Genomic DNA, 20,980 nt, shown 5'->3' with positions numbered 1-20,980 from the left:
CATTCGCTGTAGTTAATAATCCCTAGCGAGAGAAACTTTCTCCGTTTAAGGGCGCCTAAAAGCGGGAATACAACACGCTCGGCAGGAACTTCTGGGGCCGCCAGCTGGGCCTATTGCCTGGCTCATTTTAAGTGGCGACAACCAATCGCGAGCTGCCCAGTGATCGAAGTTGTTTGCAGTCAGCAATAACCTTGGCCGGAAGATTGTCCAATGCCCGCGAGCCATGCCATGATGTCAACGGAATATCCTGAGGGTCGGGGGGCGATCATGGAATGGTTCCTGATCGGCGCGGCGTTGGTCGCGTGGCTGATCTATCGGGGACGTAAGCAAAGGCTTGCAGGAGCGGCCCCGCAGCGCTCACAGCGAGTCGCTCGGCTCGCGTCAAAGAGCGATCCGACTACAGCGGCGCAGCAGCCTTGGGTGGACCCTCGATCTCGCCCTGATCGACGCTTTTCTGAAGGCAGCAACCAATGGGAAAGGCATCCGGTCCAGGAGTATCGGATGGCAACCGACAATGGTCGCGGCAAAGGGCCTTTGGCAATATGGGTGTCCGCCGGAGAAAGCGTTCGGGTGGCGGGAGTTACGATCCAGTCGGGCATGTTCTATCTCGGAGGGTACTTCCTTGGGAATGCCGGAGTCGAGAACTGCCTTGTTGATCCAACATGCCAGGTGGGCTCCGTACGGGGTGACCCTGAAGGCAAGACGTTGCCTTACTGGCCATCCTATCGGTCGATCTCCCCCGGCACGCGCCGAACCTACCTCGAATGGCTCGCAGGAGGCAGGAACGATCCGTCGATCGGCATAGGCTACGTGTTCATATTCTTCTACGGACTCGAACGCCGCCTCTTTGTCGACGAGGCGAGGAACGAGGCCCCGGCGATGGCCGCGGAGGTTCGGCGCCTTCTCACGGTCTACGGTCAGAACCACTCCTTCAACGGCTACGCATTAAGGTTCCTCGGCGTGGCGGATTTGATGGCGAATCCGGACACTTCACGCCCGACGCTCTCGCCTGACCTTAGGAACGGGTACGAGATGCCGCTGTCGGTAAGGGTTCATCTCGGGCGAAAGCTCGGCTCCAAGCTTCCTTTCGACAGCACCGACGCGCTTCTGTGGACACTTTCCCTTCCGGACACGCAGCTCCGCACGGCCGCAACGAGATGCTTTGAGGAACTTACCGAACTCTGGCACCTGCGGTTCGCGTCGCGCTATCCGGACGGGCTCAAGGTCAACCCGCCGAAAACGAAGCTCAAAGTCGAGTACCGGGCGGCGAGCGGCTTCGGGGGAAGGGTAGACCTGTCCGACAGCGAGTTCGGAGCTCTTCCCGACATCGCAGCAGTTTCCGCGCCGATCGAAGGCCTGAGAGGCCTTCTCAACGCCTGCACTGACGAACTTGCCTCCTACAGCCGCCTTCTCGGGAAGAAACCGGAGGCCAAGGACACCGTCGAGGCGGCCTTCCTGTTGCCAAAGGAAATCTTGACGTCCGGCTCGGCGACCGGGACGGCGGCGCTGAAACGCGTGGACGATCTTTTCGGCGACCACAAGATTGCCGGGGTCAAGGTGACGCGGCTGGCGCAGGCCCTGGGAATGGAGATCCCCTCCAAGGGAAAACTGAGCGCTGGCCTTGGCAACCAGATCGGTGCCTTGATGGACAAGCTGGACGTCGGCTTCGAGCCGGACCGCCGATATGGTTCGCGAGGGCTGGAAGCTGACGGCTATGTCCTGCTGTTCAAGGCTAGGGATGGCGCTCCCGTGGACGGCGAGTCCTCTGCCTACGGTGCCGCCAGGGCAATGGTGGAGGTGGCGGCACTGGCGGCCCTTTCCGACGGAAAGGTCGAGCCCACCGAATTCGAGTCGATAAAGGCGGACATCCGTTCGTTCCCAGGCGTGGGCGGCGTCGAGCACGGAAGGCTGATGGCATACGCCAGCACGCTTCTCAGGGACCCGGCGGCGCAGCAATCGGCCATAAAGAGATTGGGCAGCATCGGAGCGGACGCGCGCGCCAGCGCCGTTCGGGCGGCCACATCAGCTGTCCTCGCGGACGGCCACGCCGCGCCCGACGAGGTCAAGTTTCTCGAGCGGCTATACAAGGCGCTCGGCTATCCGCTGGAGGAGCTCTACTCCGCCCTTCATCGCGGGGCGGTCGCGCTTGACGAGCCCGTCGCCGTCGCGCCCGAGACGCGGGCTACAGGCATTCCGATCCCCGCGAAACCTGCCGCATCTCGGTCTGGCGGTGTCAGAATCGATCATGGCCGTTTGGAGCGGATCAGGTCGGAGACGACCGCGGTGTCGGAGCTTCTTGCGGGCATCTTCGTCGAAGAGGAGCCGCCGGCCGCTTTGCCTCAGGTCAGGGAGCTCGTGGCCACGGAAGGGAAGTTCGTCGGCCTTGACGGCGCCCACGCAAGGCTGCTGGCCCTTCTGGTGGAATGCGGCGGGCTGGACCGCGAGGCATTCGAAGGCGAGGCGCGGAACCTGCGATTGTTGCCCGACGGCGCGATCGAAACGATAAACGAATGGGGGTTCGACAGGTTCGACGAACCTGTCGTCGATGGCGATGAGCGCGTTTCCGTCGTCGAACAACTCCGGGACAAGCTGCAGCAAGCAAGGGTGGAAGCATGACGGGTGTGACGACGATCAAGGGACGCGACCGCGACGCCATTCTGCAGGCGCTGGCCGCCGGGGTCGTGCCCAAGACGGGACTACGTCACGTTCAGGTCGGCCGCGCGGCCGAAGTGGGAGCGTTGGTCCGGGATATCGACCGCATCTGCGACGGCGGGGCCGCGATACGTTTCGTCATAGGCGAATACGGAGCCGGCAAGACCTTCTTCTTGAATCTGGTGCGGCTGGTCGCGCTGGAGCGTAAGTGCGTGACGATCCATGCCGACCTTGCGCCAGACCGCAGGATTCATGCGACGGGTGGTCAGGCGAGGGGGCTCTATGCGGAAGCCGTCCGCAACATGGCCACGCGGACCCGGCCCGACGGCGGCGCGTTGTCGAACGTGGTCGAGCGCTTCGTGACGGACTGCATACAGGAGGCTGGCCAGGCGGGCGTGCCAGTCGAGCGCATCATCGACCAGCGTCTCGCGAACTTGCAGGAATACGTCGGCGGCTACGATTACGCGACGGTGCTCAAGGCATATTGGAGGGGAAGCGAGGAGAGCGACGAAGGTCTCAAGGCTTCCGCCCTGCGGTGGCTGCGAGGGGAGTACTCCACGAAGACGGAGGCGCGCCAGGCGCTCGGCGTGCGCAACATCATCGATGACGACAACGTCTATGATTCCCTCAAGCTGCTGGCGGCGTTCGTGCGGTTGGCCGGATACGCCGGCCTGTTCGTCGTCTTCGACGAGATGGTGAACGTGTACAAGCTTCAGAGCGCCCAGGCGCGCAACCAGAATTTCGAGCAGATCCTGCGCATGCTCAACGACGTGTTGCAGGGCAATTTCGGAGGGTTCGGTTTCGCCTTCGGCGGCACCCCGGAGTTCCTGATGGACACCCGCCGCGGCCTGTACAGCTACGCGGCCCTGCAGTCCCGCCTTTCCGAGAATGCGTTCGCGACGAATGGCCTGGTCGATCTTTCCGGTCCGGTGCTGCGCCTCCAAAGTCTAACGCCTGAGGACCTTCTGATCCTGCTTTCGAACATCCGGGCAGTCTTTGCTTCCGGCGATCCGGCAAGGAACCTCGTCCCAGATGAGGCGCTTCCGGCGTTCATGGAGCATTGCAACAAGCGCGTTGGCGACGCCTACTTCCGGACGCCCCGGAACACGATCAAGGCGTTCGTGCAGTTGCTGGCAATCCTTGAGCAGAACCCTGGAACGGACTGGGCGACGTTGGTGGGCGGTGTCGACATCGCGGCGGATGCCGACAGCTCCCTGGAGGACGACAGCGCCCGCGAAAGCGAGGGTGGGGATGAAGATCTTGCCACCGTCAGGCTCTGAGGCGCCCTCTGGCTTCGACAGGCTTCACGAGACGATCCGGCGCTGGATCTGGGAGCGGAAGTGGGAGGAACTCCGCGATGTCCAGGGCAAGGCGATCGCAGCGATCCTGGGCGGCCAGAGCGATGTCCTGATCGCGGCCGCCACGGCAGCCGGGAAGACGGAAGCCGCTTTCCTGCCTATCCTGACGAAATTGGCGGCGCGGAAAGACCCGGGGATTTCAGTTCTTTACGTGAGCCCGCTCAAGGCACTGATCAACGACCAGTTTCGCCGCCTGGACGACCTCTGCGAGCGGATGGAGATCGATGTCGTCCGTTGGCACGGAGACGCGCCGCAAGCCGCCAAGCAGCGGATGAGGCGCGATCCGCGCGGGGTCGTGCTGATAACTCCGGAATCTATCGAGGCGATGCTTCTGCGCCGTCCGGGCGACGCGAAGAGAATGCTGGGCGCGTTGGACTTCATCGTAATCGACGAACTCCACGCCTTCCTGAGCGGGCCGCGCGGCCTCCACCTGTCGACCTTGCTCCGGCGGCTGGATGCCTTGTCCACGAAACCAGCCAGGCGGATCGGACTTTCGGCGACGATAGGAGACCTGTCCATTGCGGCCGGCTGGCTGAACCCGGCTGCGCCAGCATCTGTTTCGATCGTGGAGTCTTCGGCGGACTCGCCCGAGCTCCGGCTGCAGGTACGGGCGTATGCCGACGGAGAGGACGCGGAGGAAATCGACGGGCTGGAGGTTGCGGAGAAACCAGTCGCGCTCGATCTGATCGCCGACCACATGTTCGCCACGCTGCGAGGGGCGAACAACCTGATATTCGCCGGGTCACGCAGGCGGGTGGAGGCCGTTGCGGACAGGCTGCGGACGCGGTCTGAAAACGGCGCAGTGCCGAACGAGTTCTTCCCCCACCATGGCAGCCTTTCGAAGGAGTTGCGGGAGGAGCTCGAGGACAGGCTGAAGAAGGGTGACCTGCCGACGACCGCGGTCGCGACGACGACTTTGGAGCTCGGCATCGACATCGGCTCGATCAAATCCGTGGCTCAGGTCGGGGCGCCGCGGTCTATCGCATCGCTTCGCCAGCGCCTGGGGCGTAGCGGCCGCCGGCGCGGCGTTCCCGCAATCCTTCGCATGTACGTCCGCGAGCGGAGCCTCGGGAAGGATTCCGACGCGATCGATCACCTGAGGCTGGAGACCGTGCGTGCCGTGGCAGCCGTGCGCCTGCTCGTCGCCAAGTTCGTCGAGCCGCCTTCGGTAGTCGACGCCGTCGCGACAGTCGCGCTTCACCAGACTCTGTCCCTGATCGCCCAAGAGGGAGGGCTGCGCGCCGATCGCCTCTTTGAGACAATATGTTCAGTAGGTCCGCTCTCCGCCTTCGGAAAGGGCGACTACGTCGAGCTGCTGCGCGGCATGGCATCCCAGGAAAATCGGCTGCTTGAACAGGCGCCGGACGGAACCCTCATGCTCGGCGAGATGGGGGAGAGGCTTACGGCAGGCCGCGACTTCTACGCCGTGTTCTCGACGGACGAGGAGTGGCGGATCGTCTGTGGCGGGCTGACGCTCGGCACCATCCCCATCTCGAACCCGGTCGCGGTCGGAGTGGTGATTGCGTTCGCGGGACAGCGCTGGCGCATCGCATCGGTGGATGATCGCGGCAAGGTGCTCGAGGTCGAACGGCACCGTTCCGGAAAGATCCCCCAGTTCGACCACGTGATGAATGAACCCGTCCACGACAGGCTCTCGGCCGAGATGCGGGCGGTCCTGGAGGGCGGCGACATCCCAGCCTATCTCGATGCCGCCGCCGCGGACTTCCTGCGCCAGGGGAGGGCGGCGTATCTGGAGCTCGGGCTGGGAGACACCAGGTTTCTGCCGACGGGGAAGGACACGCACGTGCTTACCTGGAGAGGGACGGAAGCCAATGCCGTTCTTGCCTTCGCGCTAGTTGCCGCCGGCCTTGAATGCGCGGTGCACGACGTCGGCGTGACGGTTCTGGAGACTACGCCCGACAAGGCTGCGGCGATCCTAAGGCAGGTAGCTGAACGCCCGCCGGACCTTCAGTCTATTTCGGAGTTCGTCGAGAATCTCGGGACAGCAAAGTTCGACGGCATCGTACCGGAGCCCCTGCTGAGACGGCTCTGGGCCAAGGCGCGCGCGAACATTGGGAAAGAGATTGGAGCGATCGCGGCAGGACTGCTCTACCCGTGCGGCTAAACAGTGCGCCGAGAACTAAGCAATCAATCGCCCGGTGAGGCGATCCGCGCGCTGAATGAATTCCGTTCAGCCGCCGCTCAGATAGGAGGAATGATATATGGCGAGGCAGCATTCAACGCCGCTGATTATCTCTAGCGACGGTGGGAGCGTCGTGGCCGCAAATCTGCTCGAGCTTGGCGGAGCTGGGCACGGCATGTCCGAGGCGGGGATCCAAGACCTTATTCATCGCTTTCCATCCTGTCTGCCCATCGCCGAGATCGATCCTCTTTTCGCGAACCCGGTGCCGATTTGCCGAGAGCTGTCGACGCCAGCGGGCCCCATCGACAACTTTATGGTCACGCCCACAGGCCTGCCAGTGCTCGCTGAATGCAAGCTTTGGCGCAATCCGGAAGGCAGGCGCGAGGTTGTTGGCCAGATCCTCGACTACGCGAAGGAACTAGCGCTTTGGACATCGTCAGACCTGCAGCGCGAGGCGGGCAGGCGGGTCGGCGGGAAAGGAAATGTCCTCCTGGATCTGGTTCGGGCTGCTGGGCATGATGTGGACGAGATAGACTTCAACGATGCGCTGACACTAAATTTGAGGCGGGGACGTTTTCTGCTCTTGATCGTGGGTGATGGTATCCGTGTCGGTGTCGAGACGATCGCCGAGTACCTGCAAGGCCATTCCGGCCTTCATTTCACCCTGGGCCTCATCGAGATGCCGATCTACCAATTCGCAGACGGCGCGCGGATCATCGTGCCGCGCGTGCTCGCGAAGACGCAGACGATCGTGAGGAGCGTTATCGCGCTCCCGGATGGCTTGGCTCTGGCTGAGGACGACGAGGAGGAAGTTTCGGGTTCCGTCGAGTCCCCAGAGAGAAGAGCTGGCCGTGCGCGGCGCAACGCCATCAGGCAGAGCTTCTGGCAAGATTTCCTGTCGGGGCTTCGCCTCGACGATCCGGATCAGCTGCGCCCTCCAGCGGCCCTCGGCGGTCATGTCGTCTTCAAGTTTGGTCTGCCCGGTGGCTCAAGTTGGCTGACGGTCTACCGTGATATGCGCGCCAACCGCGTCGGTCTGGACCTTTCCTCAAACCGTAACTCGGTGGGCGAGCGCGCGTCAAAGGCGCTGGCCCCTCAGGCGGAAGAATTGGCTGCGGAACTGGGCCCTGGAGTGAATATCGATTTCGAGGGCGATAGGCCGATTATTGCGCAGGACTTCACCGTCAAGGACTTGGAGAGCCCAGAAGACCGCGCACGTGCCCTCAATTGGCTTCAGGAGCGAACAAACGCGTTTGTAAACGCACTCCGGCCGCGCATCCGTTCGGCGCTTCGCGATATAACGGACGAATGAGGTGGAGCGAGCCCGTTGGACGGTTTACGGCGAGTTGGCGCTAGCGTCGAGCGATCCGCCATAGTCGCGGTCCAGGCGCAACGCGCGCGGCGGTGTTGAAAAGGGATAAGGCGGCATGGCCCTGAAGGACGAAATCGAGGCAATGGCCCATTTCTGCGTCCATCTGCGGTCCGTCTGGCGCCACTACGAAATCCTGTTCGAGGAGGGTGAGCTTAGGCGCACTCTGCTGCACCGGATCGCTCCGGTGTTCTTCGGCGATCTCAATCAGCTTCTCATTGAGCAGTTGGTGCTCCAAATCTGCCGGCTGACCGATCCGCCCGTGACTATGGGACGGACCAATCTGACGATCGACTATGTAATTGGGGAAGCTGACTTCTCAGGCGCTCCCGCGGACCAAGCTCGTATCAAGACGCTCCGCGATGGCATTCATGATTTCCGATCCAAAATCGTGCCGGCACGCAATCGCCTGATCGGCCACCTCGACCGTGACGCAGTGATGGCGGGGCAGCCGCTAGGTCCGGCCAGCGATGCTGAGTGGAAGCAGTTTTGGGACGACCTGGAGCAGTTTCTCCAACTGGTCCACACCCGCTATGTCGATCCTAACGGCCACTTCATGCTGAACGACGTCGGAACGAGCTCCGATGCGGACTCTCTGGTGGAGGCACTGAAGGAGAGCACCTACTTCCACCATGCGCTGAACGACCACGCCCTGACCCAGCGGGTGGCGGACATCGGCTTCAGTAGCGAGTTTTCCAACGCCTAGCGTTCTGTCCGCAGGGCGGAACCGGACATTGAGGTCAATAATATGCCGGGAGAGTTATGGTGGAGAGGGTTGAGGCGCGGGCTGGTCGTTCCCGCGCCTTAGGCCATTAGCCGTTGCCGATGATCTTGCTGGCCAAGGCAACGCCATCAGCCATCAAAAACATGGTGAGCGCGATCGAGATGCGGAGCATCAGGTAGCTCATAGTAGCGTCCTCCTTTGAACGCCGACATTAGATGTGGGTACTTTAGCAGAGCTTGCAAGTATCAGCCTGACGCGTCACTGAATCTCGCTCAACGTCAAGGTAGATTGCTCATTCGACACTCGAAGTTTGCTCACCGCGGCGGCGGCCGCCGCCGCCACCACCACACTACCTCCACACCACCTCCATCCCGGACCTCTGTGTCCGGGATTTTCGTAGGAGGAACCAGAACGGAAAACGTAGCCCTTGCGCCATGCTGCAAGAGGGATTAGTCTAATCGTAATTAGTCTAATCTTGGGTTGCACATCATGTTCGTCGGACGCAGGCGCGAGTTAGCAAGGCTTGATGAGGAACTCTCCCGGGCACGAGCGTCATTAATCGTCGTTTCGGGACGGCGCCGCGTCGGCAAATCACGGCTACTGCTGGAAGCGGTGCAAAATCGGCGAAAAGTGTTCTTTCAGGCTGCTCGAGTGTCAAGTGAACTCAATCTCGATGCGTTCAAAAAACAGGTTTCGTCCTCACTCGGCCCCTCGCCGATCCTTGATGGAATCGGTGACTGGGAAGGGGTGTTCCACTATATCTCGCAGCTGTCGTCCGAAAATCACGACCACGTTGTCGTGGTGATCGACGAATTCCCCTACATTACGGACAGCGAAAAGAGCCTCCCTTCCGTCCTTCAGAGATTTTGGGATGCGGAAATCCACAAAGGAGGAGGAATGAAACTCATCCTATGCGGGTCCTCGATCTCGCAGATGGATGAGTTATTTGCCGAACGGAATCCGCTATATGGTCGCGCAACCATGCAGATGAACGTCAAACCGCTTCCTTTGCGGGATGCCGCGATGTTTTTCCCGGGTTACTCTGCAGAAGATTTAGTCGTGGCACATGCCATTTTCGGCGGCATGCCTTACTACCTGCAGCTATGCGACCACCAAGCCGATCTTCGCACAAACGTCATCAATCTTCTGCTATCGGAAACCGGCGCGTTGGTCGATGAACCCAATACCCTGCTGCAAAGCGAGCTTCGGGCTCCCGCATTCTATTCGAGCATCCTGTCCGCGATCGCACAAGGATGCACCACGACTAATGAAGTCGCCGGAAGAGTCGGCCGCTCCGACACACGCTCCTTGGGGCCATATCTTGAGACATTAAGACGCCTGGATTTGATTTCAGTGTCGAAGTCGATGGACGCTTCCGAGAAGGCTCGCAACCTGCGGCTTGCCATCAACGACCGTCTCATCGCCTTTTGGCATTGGTTTGTGCGACCAAATCTGACGGCGATCGCCGAAGGCAATGGGCACGAAGTCTACGACGGCATCATCGCTGCGAAACTTCCAGAATACATGGGTGCCGCATTCGAGCGTATCTGCATCGATCACACTAGGCAGTTTGCCAAGGAAATCATGAGTTCATCAACTCAGGAAGTGGGGCAAATCTGGAGCGCCGACTACGATATTGACGTGAGCGGGAGATTGATCGACGGCGCGTTTTTCTACGGCGAATGCAAGTGGAGATCAGCCCGCGTCGACCTCGGGATGGTCAACACGCTCCGGAAACGCGCCGATCTAACTGATTATGGGCGGATGCATCCAGGCAAGCAGTTCCTCTTTTTCAGCAAGAATGGCTTCAAACCCGAAGTAGAGGAGCTTCCCCGGTCTGACGCATCTGTTCATTTGTTAAGCTTGGACGATCTCGCCTACTACCCTTCCACAAAGCCGCAGGCTGTTCCGAGCGCACATAGCCTCTGACTAACTGAGCAGACTTCGAGCGCGGAATCCATGAGCAGCAGTGACGCTGTCGATTTTTCGAGCTAATGATTACAATGCCTTACAGAGGGGTGTAAGCGAGAATTAATGACGCATGAGGATCAGAGGGCGATGCCTCCCCGGAGGGCACCCCTCGTCCTAATGTTTGAATCCAATCCGACCGTCGTCGATAACTTGGAAAACCTGCCTGTCAGGCGGCCTTGAGTTCCTTCAAAGCCCTCTCATAGGCGTCCTGGATCGGCTTGGATACATCCTCGGCCGCTTTCAACATCGCAGCCTGAAGGCTCTTGGCCTGCTCGACGGAGTTTTCGATCTGTCTATCCAGGAAGGCAGCCTGCAGTTCGAAGAACTCGGACGGAGACTTCGCGGCAATCAGCGCTTCAAAGTGATTGAAGGCGGCTTCAGCATTGGCGTGGAGGGCCGCAATCGCCTTCAACGGCACCTCGTTGCGGATAGCCTTGGCCGCTTCAACGGTTGACTCAATGGTCTTTGCAGTGATTTCGGCATTCGATTGAAATTCCAAAATTGCTTCCCTAGCCTGTTCAAGGCCCTGTTCGGCGACAGTGCGAACCTGCTCCATTCCCTCGGATTGGTCGAAGGTGGCGGGTGCGACGTTTTCGATCGTTTCGGTCTTGCCGGGGATTTTGGCCATTTTCCATCCTTTCCAGAGAGCAGCCTCGAGAAGAAAAAGCCCCCGTCCTCATTTAGGAAAACGGAGCGACGGATTTATGAAGCGCGTAAGAGTTGCGTTCGCCAACGGCGCGATTGGCGCTTATCGGCGAGTGGCATGGTGGCCCTTGTGCGCCGAGATTGCGCATATCTATCTAAATCCCAGGGGATACGTCGGCGCCTTCTCGTAACGCTTCATCGGTGTCAGCGGCGCCCGGCATAAAATTGCGCCTGTCGATGATCACGGTCCGCGTTTGGGCTGCCGCAGCGAGTGAAGTCGATCGCGCAGGTGCCGGTCTGCGCTCTTCGCTTCCAGCCTTCTCAACAGAGCTTCCTTGCGCCAGTCATTCGCGGCAATGTCCGCTTCGGTTTGGGTGATCGGGCGGGCTAGGTCAGCGTCGTTGTAATATCGTCCCTCCTTGAACGGCGATCCCGGAGGTGCGGACTTTACCTTGTAGACGAGCAATCCCATCAAGCTCTCGCCGGTGAGCCGCCTGATGTCGTCGGGGAGGTATACCTCCTTGTAGGCCAGCATGAAGTCGACGCGATGCCGCTCAGCCGACGGCTCCGGCAGTTTGTTGATCGCTTTGTCGAGCTGGTCAGCAGGGACGCAGACCATCACCCGATATGAATGCGTCGAGTTTGAGACTGTCATTTCCCAAAAAGGTGGCAGCGCCGGATCGTAGAACTCGTTACGGTGGAAGTGGACCACGAAGTTGGGTGTATGCCGCGTCCCTTGCCGCACGTAATGCGCCATGGGATCGATGCTGTCGTTGTCCGTATTGTTTCGCTTGCCCATGTTCCGCCTCCAGAATCCTAGAGGAAGAATCGGATCGGACCACGCAAGGATCAAAAATTGCCGGGATCGCGGCCGGCACCGCCACGCGGGCGGCAAGGTCTGCGCGTGGTCATAGGCGAGCCTTTGACATCAATCCGCGCGACACGATGCGGCAGACCCAGTCAGAGAGCCGAGCCCGTCGGCTCGGGCGTGATACTCTTGAGGGCAAGCGATCTTCTTTTACGAAGCTGTTTCAGGACAGATGTCTTGTCGTAAGCCCAAGGGTCCGGGGTGCTGGCCTCGAACCGCTCAACCCCTTGTCGATCGTAAAAGAAGGCCCCGACGCCCCCCGGTACTAGGATCGGCATGATCCCGGCCAGCCGGAGAAGGGCACGGACCTTTTTGTGGTGCATATCGGTCTTCTGACAAAGTTCGCCGAGGGCCACGTAGCGCGACTTGAACGCCAGCGCGCTTTCCCGAGAGACCACAGGAATCAGTCGCCTTGCATCAGGACTGAATTCCTCAATGAGATTAAGGTGCCCCGCCTCAATCAACCTGCTGACGACGCGTTCGTGCGTACCGGGAAGAAACGCCTCGGCCTCCTCTTTCGTGAGGTTGGTACGCGCTCCGTCTGAACGCACGATCCGGGTGACCTCGTCGGCGTCCAGAAGCAGCGCCATGTAGTCGTGCCTGCCGGCAAGCCGCCCTTTCCAGGCGAGCTTTCCGTTGAGGATCATGTCGAGTATGTCGGGAATGGTGCAGGTGGCCGCGCGGCGCGCGTCAGTGATGTCAACTTGACGTTCCTTCGGTTCAGAGATTTCCTCGGCGCCATCGAACAGTCGGTCCCTCAGCCGCTCAACGTCGACCTTCGAGAAACGGCGCTTCGCGTTCCGCCTGCTGCCTGTCCCGGCAAGCCCGTCCAGATGTCCGTGAGCGACCAGTTCCTTCAGGTGGATCCGGGGAACGCCAAGCAGCCGCTCGACTTCGGGCGCCGTGAGCGCGTCTTTCAACTCGGCGATTACGTGGCCGACCTCGTCGAAATCCACAAGAATGCGGTGGTCCATCACTCCGGAATGGTCCGAAGCCTCGTCGACGCCCATTCGCTTGAACAGCCGTCGGACGCTCAATGCATGCATTCCGGAATCTCGGGCGGCTGTGCGGACGGTGTGGACCTTGCGTTTGCCAGCTGCCTGGCCAAGCACATCGCTTCCCGGCTCGATCGGCATAGTCTCGAGCGCGAAGCTTCGCACGGCGTCGCGCAGCTTGCCGTATGCCGGATCGTCGACGGTCTTCTGGAGGAGCCCATATGCGTACCCGTAGGTGTCTCGTGGTCCCCAGACACCGCGGGTCGAGGCCTGTCCGAGGTTGAGCCTCTCGAGGAGCTCGCGCAGGGACTCCTCGCCGGCGCTGGCGATCCGAAACCCTTCGTCGGCTGCTTGGGCCCAGTCCGATGGCGCGAAGCGCGCGACCCGAACCTTCGGCGGGTGGAGCGACGATACGCCGAGCGCTTCACAGAACGGAGCGGCGACGTAGAGCGGGAGGTCGTTGAGCCAGTTGTCTGGCGAACGATCTCCGCGCCATCGGTGCTGGAGCCAGGTCTGGAAAGGGGAGAGAGCTGCGGGCACGGCCTCGTCGGCAGCTTGCCGCAGGGTAGGGAACAGGCTCTCCATCGTGCCGTTGAAATCGAACGGGGCAAAGGGCGTGCGAGTGGGATTCGCCGTCGTAAGAAGCACGCCATGCCGGGGACAGGAACGGAAATGGGAAATGGTCCATTGAAGCCGAAGCCATGGCCTGCTGCGGACTGGCCCCTCGTATCGGTCCATGTCCTCGATGGTGCACCTCGGACAGTAGCGGAAGTATGTTCGGTTGACCGCCAACCGCATCAGGGTCTCGCCTGCGACTTCGAACAACTTCGCGTTTTTGCGGACGGGAGTGTACCGAAGCAAGCGCACCGGGTCCGCCCGACCGAGGAGGGCAATGTCGCTCACGGTTGCGGCGAGCCCAAGGTCAAGGTTTCGCTGCCTGATGCTCATGTCGCGAAGAAGGCTCTTCAGGGACTGGCCATTCAAAGCGGCTAGCCGGGATGCGAACCCAGCCGCAGGCTCCAACTCCTCAAGCTGGTAGGCGAATCCTAGCGGCTCGAGAGTCCGACTGTTCAAACTCACGATTACTCATCCGTCTCGATCAGGAAGAGGCCCGGTTCAAGGCTCATCCAGTCGTCGACAAGGAACGGGTTCATGTGGTCGTATCCCCTGGCCTGCGAATGGTCGATGTAGGCATGGGCAAAGTCTTCGCGGGTGAGGGTAGACGCCTCCCTCAGCGCAGCCTGCTCGATCCCAGCGAGAACGACCTGCGCGATGCGCCCGTAACGATACCTAGCAACGTGAGCGATGCGGTCTGGAAGGTCGCTCTCGGTAGTCGGGCGATGGCCGAGCCCCGCCGCTTCGCACATGGCAGTGACAATGTTGAGGACAAGAATGCGCTCTTCAGGAAGCGTGACATCGGAAAGATGCAGATGTCGTGAACGTCGCTCGATCTGTTCGTCGAGCTTGGCAAGAGCGGTGATGCTGGGCATCCCCGACATGAGAAAGCTCACCGGCCACGGCTTGTAGTTCACCACTCCCTTGATTGCCTTCGTGACCGCATCCCGTTCCCTGTCCGATTCGGTGAGCTTCAACAGGTGCTGCGTCTCGTCGATGTGGATGAGCAGGATTTTCCGCAGGTGCAACTGCTGGGGCAAGATGTCCCAGACCTCGCCTTGCTCGTACCTGCGGGTGATCTTGTATCCGGCCTGAGTGAGGATGTTGAGACCCAGAAACTTGAGCGTCGCAGGCCCCATCAACCTGTGGCTGACAACGGGGTTGATTAGGCCGTACGATCTCTGAATAGGAGCCAGGGTTTTGTTCTCCGCGAGCATATGTGCGACAAGCTCTGTTTTGCCTGCCCCGCTTTCCCCAGTGACGAACAAGATGCGCCCGTCGTCCCGTTGGCCAGCTTTCTTCGCAAGCAGCATCGTCACGAAGCGGGAAAGAAGCTTCTTGGCGACTTGATCGCGCCTGCAGGGGACATAGACGCTCTTGGCCAGTTCCAGCACCGCTTTGGAGCGCTTCTCCTCGTCGGTCATGCGTGCGGAGACGGCGTCGAGGAAGTCGTCGTCGTCGGACGCGTCGCTCCACTCCGCTGCCGGCTCGACGGGTTTTGTGGTCCGCTTCATGCGTCTTCTCCGTCGTCGAGGTTCAAGCTTCCGCCGAACGGCTTTGGCTTCGGCAAAGCATCGTGGTCTTGGATCGCGCGGGGTGAGTCGGCGTCGTCGCGGATGCCGCGGCGCCGGGTCGCTGTGGCGACGGGTTCGCCCACCTCTCCGCCTTCAGTCTCCTCCGCCGCATACTGGTCGGGACCAAGAGCAGCCAGGGCGGCGAAGCGGATGCGCTTTTCCAGTAAATCGAGGGCCTTCTCGGTGATGACGTGGCTCGGGATCGCGGCCCTGTCCATGACACCATGGGAGAGGTCGAGGAGATGCCGGTGCGCGCTGAGGCGGATCGGCCGTCCTGCTTCCTCCTCTTGTTTCAGGACGTTCCGGACAGCCTGTTTGGCCAGCAGGTGATCGGCCAGCTTTTTACCTTTGAAACGTTCCTCGTCGACAGCAGGAACCTTCAGGAAATGCCAGTCCGCGGGGATGCCGTCGATCTTCCCCCGGAGATGCCTTGGGATTACCACGTACAAATGGCCGAGATCCTCAGGCTCGACGATAGCGTCGACCTTCCGCTGGCCAACCTTCATGTGAAGGAGCGTCAGTTCCATCGAATTGTAGGAAATGCCGACTGACTCGACGCCATGCTTTGTGATGGACCGTTGCCTCCGCGCAATCCCAAAGGCCACTGCCAGCTGTTCCGCCGAAGGGGGAGGTGGCAGGCCCAGCCCAGCCCGGTTGGCGAGATCCTCCCAGATTGCGTAGGGCGTTCTTCCCTCGAGGCCGCGATGTGGCCTCAAGTGGTAAATGTCGACGATGAACGTGACCAGGCTCTTGTAGAACTCCCCGACGGTGAGCGAGGTGAGCTGTTCGGCAGGATAGTCGCCCCGGTTCACTACGTTGGAGAAAGAGCGGCCCGCGAAATAGCGGCAGAGGCGCTTGACGATCCGGAAGAACGCCTCGATCGTGCCCCGCTTGCGGGGGTCACTTTCCGGGACAACGCGAGGAACGCTGACCCGCGAGGCGGCATTGTCGAATTCGCTGCGAAATACGGGACCCCCGTCCGTAGCTAAGTTGAGAGGGCGACCATGCATGTGCCAGGACGCCTTCGCCCCCACGGCCTCCGCAAGCGAAGTCTTGTCGACCATCACCGACCTGAGTGCGCTCTTGGCCGATGCGGTTGAGGGAGGACCGAAGGTCAGATTGAAGCCAACGATGGCTCGGGACGCGCAGTCGATCGCAGCCGTGAAGGTAGTCCGGATGCGCGGCACGGCGGCGCGTTGCTTAGGCGCCAAGGATTTCCAGTATTTTGACTTGGCGACGAGCGTGAAGAGGTCGACCTCCCAGTCGTCCATCTCGACGCGGCCCAAAGCCTGCGTGACCTGCAATCCCTTACCGACGGGCGCATACTTCCGGAAAGCGTAGTCGAGTCCTTTGCGGCCGGCGTCCAGCATGAAGGGGTCGAGCTGGTGGATCCTGCGCCGGACGGCGTTGTGGCTCGCATACACCTGCCGATCCTTGGGCAGCTTCTTGTTCATTTCGTATAGGGCAAGGTCCACGTTCTCGCAGACGTCAGCCATCCTGGGCTGCAGCAGGCTGGCGAATTTCCTGACCTCGAGCGCGATGACCTCCGCGGCGCGAGGGTCGAGCTGGTTGCGGTTGCCGCAAGCCGAGTATTGGGGGCTCAGGCTCGACATCTTGCAGTTTCCTTGGATGTACCGCGTCACCCATTTCTTCAGGCCGGAAGGACTCGGATAGTCGAATGCCTTGCGAACTTCGCCCTGGAACGTTCGCCCGGGGCGCCTGCGCTCTCCGAACGTGTCGAGGTACCAGCGATCCATGCGGTCGCGGTTCTCTTCGACGAACCGTGCGAAGTCATCGATGACGCGGCGGGGGCGCCAGGACCCTTGCACGTTCGCAGCGGCGTCCAGAAAGCGGACGCACCACTCCTTCTTCCACGCAAGCGTCCTCAGTTCATCTTCCGACAGGTCGACCAGGTTGGAATCGTCGTAGCGCACGCGCAGGATGGTCAATGCCTTCGAGTAGTAGCCTTCGTCGATGCGGACCCGGTCCGACCGGAGCAGCGCGTTGATCTCCTTGTCGGTCTTTGCGACGAAGTAATCTTCCATGATCAGGTCGCCCGTGACTGGCTGCAGCACGTGCGTGTCCTTGACCTTTTTTTCGACCCTGAAAGACTGGCCGTCGATGAGAAGCCGATCATGGCGGCCAAACAAGTGGGCTCTCTCGGCAGCTTTTGCCGAGAGCGGAATCATTACTTTCACGCCGTCCCCCCTTTATTATTTTCTTTTTTGCCTATCAACTTTCCGTGATGAATAGATTAACGGCGCCCGCCGTTGGCGCTGCGGTTCACAAGGATTGCTTGATCGCCGAGCCGGACGTTCTTGGGGACAACCAGAAGTCCCTTCTGGATCAACGTGACGGCAGCCCGAAAACCGCGATTGGCGAGTCCGCTTGCTTCGGCGATCTCGCCGAGCGCAACCTGGGAGGGCAGCCTCAGCAAAGTTGCCTCCACGATCGACTGGCCCTTGAAGTCGTAGTCGCCTCCACAGTCCACGATATCCATGGCGTTCTCGATCTGCGTTCGGGTCACACAGTGCTGGGTGAACAGCCGGAACTCGTCTGCGACACGGTCTCCGACCTGGTCGCATACCAGCTGGATCATTTCGCGCAGATCTCGATCGACATCTTCCTGGTATTTTACGAAATATGCGACCCGGCGGCCGGCTTCCCGCTTAATGAAGTCGATCCAGTGATTGTGCTTCGTCCCACGAAGGACATATTGCACCTTCTGTTGCTCGCGCAGCTCCCGCGTTTGGCATTGCGCGATAAAGAAATACGCTGCCGATTCCTCGAGTTCGCTCTCGTACCGGATCTTCCGCAAGCGGAATGGATCGAGGACAGAGCCGACCTTGGAGTTGCGCTTCTTGGGCTGCGGGTCGCGGTCAGCGAAGCCTTCCTCAATGTCCAGGGCAGGGGCGTCCTGGCCCCAGTCACGTGAAGGGTCATCGGTATGGACAAGCCCCCGGCCGAAGTACGGACGCTCGTCAACCGATGGACAATGACAGGCGCGTCCCCGGTCTGGAATCCGTTGGAAAAGTTGTTCAGGGCTTCGGCGAGGAGCAGGTTATGAGTACGCATTTCAGTTTCCCTTTCTTGTCGGCGTGCGCATGCCGGCGGACGGCGGGCGCCCGCAAGCCGATGGAAGGGCGAACCAAAACGGGCAGCGGTGGGGCTACGCGACCGTCAAGTCGCGGAGTCCTCACGCGCGAAGCCGCGGTTTGACCGCCTCGCCGTCGCTCGATAGTGAAGGGACCGAAAAGCCGGACTTGACGCCCGGCAAAACATACCGGGGCATCAGCCCTGAGCTTCGCGGACCTTCCGCACAGCTATCGATATGTTCATCGTCATAGTGACCTACCTCATGGGCGGACCTGGTGGGCCGCGAGTGGGTGGCGGATATAGCTTTGCGGGAGCAGCTGTCAACGCTTTCAGGTGGCCAAGCCTGTCTTTTTGCGAGCTTGGTTAACGGCGCCTCAGCAAAGTGAGGTGCGTTAATACCAAACCTCCATTGCCGAGCGATCGGGGCGGCCAGCGACAAGGGCCGTTGACGTCTCTGCCAATTGGTGCCCGACCTTTGCTGAGTTCACATTTCAAGGGAGCAAAAGAGACATGGCCGACGGCAGCCCGAAGATCTATCTTACGAGCGAGGCCGAGAAGATCGAAATTCTTGCCGCACTCGAATTGCGGATCTGACGGGATAAGCCATCAATCGAATTGCCTAACATTCTTTATCCCACGGATTATCCTTGCACCAATCTTCTTTGACGCCATCGACTATTTCACCAACCTTCCTGCGGATGCCGGCCTCATCTAGATCTCGCTTCATCGCCTCCTTATCTATCGATAGATACCATGTCACTACGATTAACATAAGAATTAAGAAAATTGACGTTTTGACCAGTACCCCTCGTATTTCTAACCAATCTTCCGATCGCTGAGATTGTTCTATCCACCCTTTTCGAAGTGGTTGAGCGCAATGAGGGCAAACGTCAGATTTGGTCCAGACCTTGTTGCCGCATGTCGGGCAAGGGAGAGCCACTGGAACGGATACAGGAGGAGTTGGCATTCTCTCACCGAGATCGCCGGGGGCAACGGGTGACTGGAATTCCAGGCCATGCCCACACCCATTGCATTTTTGCTTTTTTGTTCCCGCAATGATTTCCACGGAGTTGCCGCAACTAGGGCATTCGGCCACATAATGCTTACCAAGCAAAAATACAGCTGCAGCAAGCGCAGAAAGTAAGGCTAGAGGGATGCCGGCATATGGAATGAGATACAAAGCAGGCGCGGCACAAAGAAAACCAAGCCCTCTCCAAAATAGGCTTACGCGAACAAACGGCGGCCCTTTCACTACCTGTAGGCCGCCATGCAAATCCGATGTGGCTCGGACTTTGTCCGTATTGTTCTCCGGCATAGGATGGGCACAGCCCGGGCAAGAATCCGCCTCCGGCGACAGAAATCGCCCACAGGCTGGACACGGAACAAGTTCAAGTGCCACTGCCGTCCCCCGGATATCTCACCCCATCACACGCTAGCCGACGTTGCTCTACGTGTAAAATTGTCCCCGTTCGGAAGGACGGGGCAGGGACGCGGACTATCTCCTTGTCAGCGGGAGCTTCCCTCACATCTTTATGTTAGCAATTCCTAAAGTTCAGATGGGAAGTCTTCCGGTACTATGTTACGGTCCCAGCGTGGGGAGACACCGAAGCCGCCGTGGAGCGGGCGCGCTAGCATCTCGATAAGCCAGTTCGCGGCAAGCGACGGGTGGATGCATGGTAGACGGTCAGGCAAGTGGCCCAGAGCCTACACCGGGCGGTGCACCCGAGATCGAAAGCGCGGCACGTAAAAGTTCGCGTTTGATCTCCGGCCTCAAGAAGCTGTCGATCACGATCGTAACGTTCCTGGTTTTTGGATTGCCGATCTCCCTGGCGATCGAGCACCTAGCTAGCAAGGAAGCGCTAGCCGCGGCGCTCGGGTTTCAGGAGGATTTTTACGATGCGGTGGAGAACATCAATCCGCTGAGCTTGTTCGCATACCTTCACGACGCACACGAGTGGGCGTTCTTTAAGATCGACGATACGCTCGGATTTGTCCTTCCTTTGTTTGCCCTGAACAAGATTATGTATTTCGTCTATATGTTGCTTTGGATCGTTTTTGTTGGCCTCTCTCCGATTATCATACCCATTTCCGCCTTTTTCGAAGCAAGCACGTTCGAGTTCATATTGATCGTTATCGTATTGATTCCGCTGTTCTGCGTTATGTATATGGGGAACAACACGGGTGGAGGCCCTGGCCCCTTGGGGGCACTGATCGGGCTAGCTATAACGGCGCTGTTCTACTGGCTGTTGAAGATGGCGATGCTCGGCTCGGCCGTCATCTTCGGGGACGCGCTGAGCCTCGCCTCAGGCTGGTGCGGCACCTGCACGCTCGGCGGGTTCCTATACGCCTGCTTCTCCAAGACGACGGAACATTCCCTGATGGAGGGGGCGATGCACGCAGGCAAGAAGGCAGCAGGGCAACTGGGAAAGCGGCTCATGGGGTAGCGTCCCGCATTGGCAGGCTCAAAGAAGGCGCAAGCGCGCTCGACCGCTTGGCTGCCGCAGCCCTACTCGCCGTCGCCGTTTTCTCCTCATTGCAACCCAGCGCCGCATACGGCAGCTTCGTCAATGTGCCTTTGAGCGCCGCTGAGTGCTGGAGCATGGGTCAAGACGCCGCCGCCGCGGAAAGCGCCGACAACCAGGACAAGCTTAGCGAGACCGCCCTTGCAATTGTCCAAAGCTGCGACTTTGACACGCTGGAAGATTTGATCGCGTACTACAACGATCACGACCTGCAATTGGCGCTCTTGCTGGGGCAGGGTTGTGCGATTGTCTACACGCAGGAAAGCCGTTGTTGGTTTCTCAAGGGAACGGAGCTCATACTTGCGTCGCGGTATGCCGAGGCTGAGGCAGCGCTCGGGCAAGCTCTGGCTCTCTCCAAGAGCGGCGATCCACGACACAAGAGGATAAGCGACCAACTGGTGACGGCGCATCGATCGCGACGGTACTCCGAGATCTTTGGCTGGTAAGA

15 protein-coding genes are annotated in these 20,980 nt (G+C 60.1%); 9 read left to right on the top strand and 6 right to left on the bottom strand.

The features are described from left to right. Nucleotides 1-501: 501 nt before the first annotated feature. The 6 genes from Q0L57_RS25040 (at nt 502) to Q0L57_RS25015 (ending at nt 10,175) form a co-directional block, all read left to right on the top strand. Nucleotides 502-2,616: a TerB N-terminal domain-containing protein gene (locus tag Q0L57_RS25040; RefSeq protein ID WP_296745750.1), complete on the top strand. Its 2,115-nt coding sequence runs from the start codon at nt 502-504 to the stop codon at nt 2,614-2,616. After that, a complete protein-coding gene (locus Q0L57_RS25035; protein ID WP_296745749.1) occupies nt 2,613-3,932 on the top strand; it encodes an ATP-binding protein in 1,320 nt (439 codons plus the stop codon). The genes Q0L57_RS25040 and Q0L57_RS25035 overlap by 4 nt, the downstream gene beginning before the upstream one ends. Beyond that, nucleotides 3,904-6,135, top strand: a complete 2,232-nt coding sequence (locus Q0L57_RS25030; protein WP_296745815.1) for a DEAD/DEAH box helicase — start codon at nt 3,904-3,906, stop codon at nt 6,133-6,135. Before Q0L57_RS25035 ends, Q0L57_RS25030 begins: the two co-directional genes overlap by 29 nt. 97 nt (nt 6,136-6,232) lie before the next feature. Next, nucleotides 6,233-7,465, top strand: coding sequence for a hypothetical protein (locus Q0L57_RS25025; RefSeq protein ID WP_296745748.1), 1,233 nt, complete (start codon nt 6,233-6,235; stop codon nt 7,463-7,465). Nucleotides 7,466-7,580: 115 nt separating this feature from the next. Then, the gene (locus Q0L57_RS25020) at nt 7,581-8,228 is read left to right on the top strand and encodes a hypothetical protein (protein WP_296745747.1); all 648 of its coding nucleotides are present in this window, start codon (nt 7,581-7,583) and stop codon (nt 8,226-8,228) included. 507 nt (nt 8,229-8,735) lie between these two features. After that, entirely contained in the window at nt 8,736-10,175 is a 1,440-nt protein-coding gene (locus Q0L57_RS25015) for an ATP-binding protein (protein WP_296745746.1), read from the top strand. A 208-nt stretch (nt 10,176-10,383) separates the two neighbouring features. Here the strand turns inward: Q0L57_RS25015 and Q0L57_RS25010 are convergent, their stop codons facing one another. From Q0L57_RS25010 to Q0L57_RS24990, 5 genes are all read right to left on the bottom strand, one after another. Then, nucleotides 10,384-10,845 (bottom strand): phasin, encoded by a 462-nt coding sequence (locus Q0L57_RS25010; protein WP_296745745.1) that lies wholly within the window; start codon nt 10,843-10,845, stop codon nt 10,384-10,386. Between the two features lie 258 nt (nt 10,846-11,103). After that, nucleotides 11,104-11,661 (bottom strand): hypothetical protein, encoded by a 558-nt coding sequence (locus Q0L57_RS25005; protein WP_296745744.1) that lies wholly within the window; start codon nt 11,659-11,661, stop codon nt 11,104-11,106. A 161-nt stretch (nt 11,662-11,822) separates the two neighbouring features. After that, nucleotides 11,823-13,805 carry a TniQ family protein gene (locus tag Q0L57_RS25000; RefSeq protein ID WP_296745743.1) on the bottom strand — a complete coding sequence of 661 codons (1,983 nt, stop codon included), beginning with the start codon at nt 13,803-13,805 and terminating at the stop codon, nt 11,823-11,825. Nucleotides 13,806-13,807: 2 nt separating this feature from the next. Beyond that, complete coding sequence (locus Q0L57_RS24995) at nt 13,808-14,854, bottom strand: ATP-binding protein (protein ID WP_296745742.1); 1,047 nt, start codon at nt 14,852-14,854, stop codon at nt 13,808-13,810. Next, nucleotides 14,851-17,112, bottom strand: coding sequence for a hypothetical protein (locus Q0L57_RS24990; RefSeq protein WP_296745741.1), 2,262 nt, complete (start codon nt 17,110-17,112; stop codon nt 14,851-14,853). The genes Q0L57_RS24995 and Q0L57_RS24990 overlap by 4 nt, the downstream gene beginning before the upstream one ends. Before the next feature lie 98 nt (nt 17,113-17,210). Between Q0L57_RS24990 and Q0L57_RS24985 the strand changes: the two genes are divergently transcribed. After that, complete coding sequence (locus Q0L57_RS24985; protein WP_296745740.1) at nt 17,211-17,849, top strand: hypothetical protein; 639 nt, start codon at nt 17,211-17,213, stop codon at nt 17,847-17,849. A gap of 780 nt (nt 17,850-18,629) precedes the next feature. Here the strand turns inward: Q0L57_RS24985 and Q0L57_RS24980 are convergent. Continuing rightward, nucleotides 18,630-19,409 carry a hypothetical protein gene (locus Q0L57_RS24980; protein ID WP_296745739.1) on the bottom strand — a complete coding sequence of 260 codons (780 nt, stop codon included), beginning with the start codon at nt 19,407-19,409 and terminating at the stop codon, nt 18,630-18,632. A gap of 274 nt (nt 19,410-19,683) precedes the next feature. On the opposite strand from Q0L57_RS24980, the gene Q0L57_RS24975 reads away from it, so the two are divergent. Together Q0L57_RS24975 and Q0L57_RS24970 are read left to right on the top strand one after the other, a co-directional pair. Next, nucleotides 19,684-20,454: a hypothetical protein gene (locus Q0L57_RS24975; protein WP_296745738.1), complete on the top strand. Its 771-nt coding sequence runs from the start codon at nt 19,684-19,686 to the stop codon at nt 20,452-20,454. 47 nt (nt 20,455-20,501) lie between these two features. Further along, nucleotides 20,502-20,978, top strand: coding sequence for a hypothetical protein (locus Q0L57_RS24970; RefSeq protein WP_296745737.1), 477 nt, complete (start codon nt 20,502-20,504; stop codon nt 20,976-20,978). Nucleotides 20,979-20,980: the final 2 nt, after the last annotated feature.

Origin of the sequence: Mesorhizobium sp. (assembly GCF_024509055.1) — a bacterium.
In the GTDB taxonomy this organism is placed as follows: domain Bacteria; phylum Pseudomonadota; class Alphaproteobacteria; order Rhizobiales; family Rhizobiaceae; genus Mesorhizobium.
The sequence above is the reverse complement of the archived record's forward strand: the minus strand, read 5'-3'. Positions and strand labels throughout refer to the sequence as shown.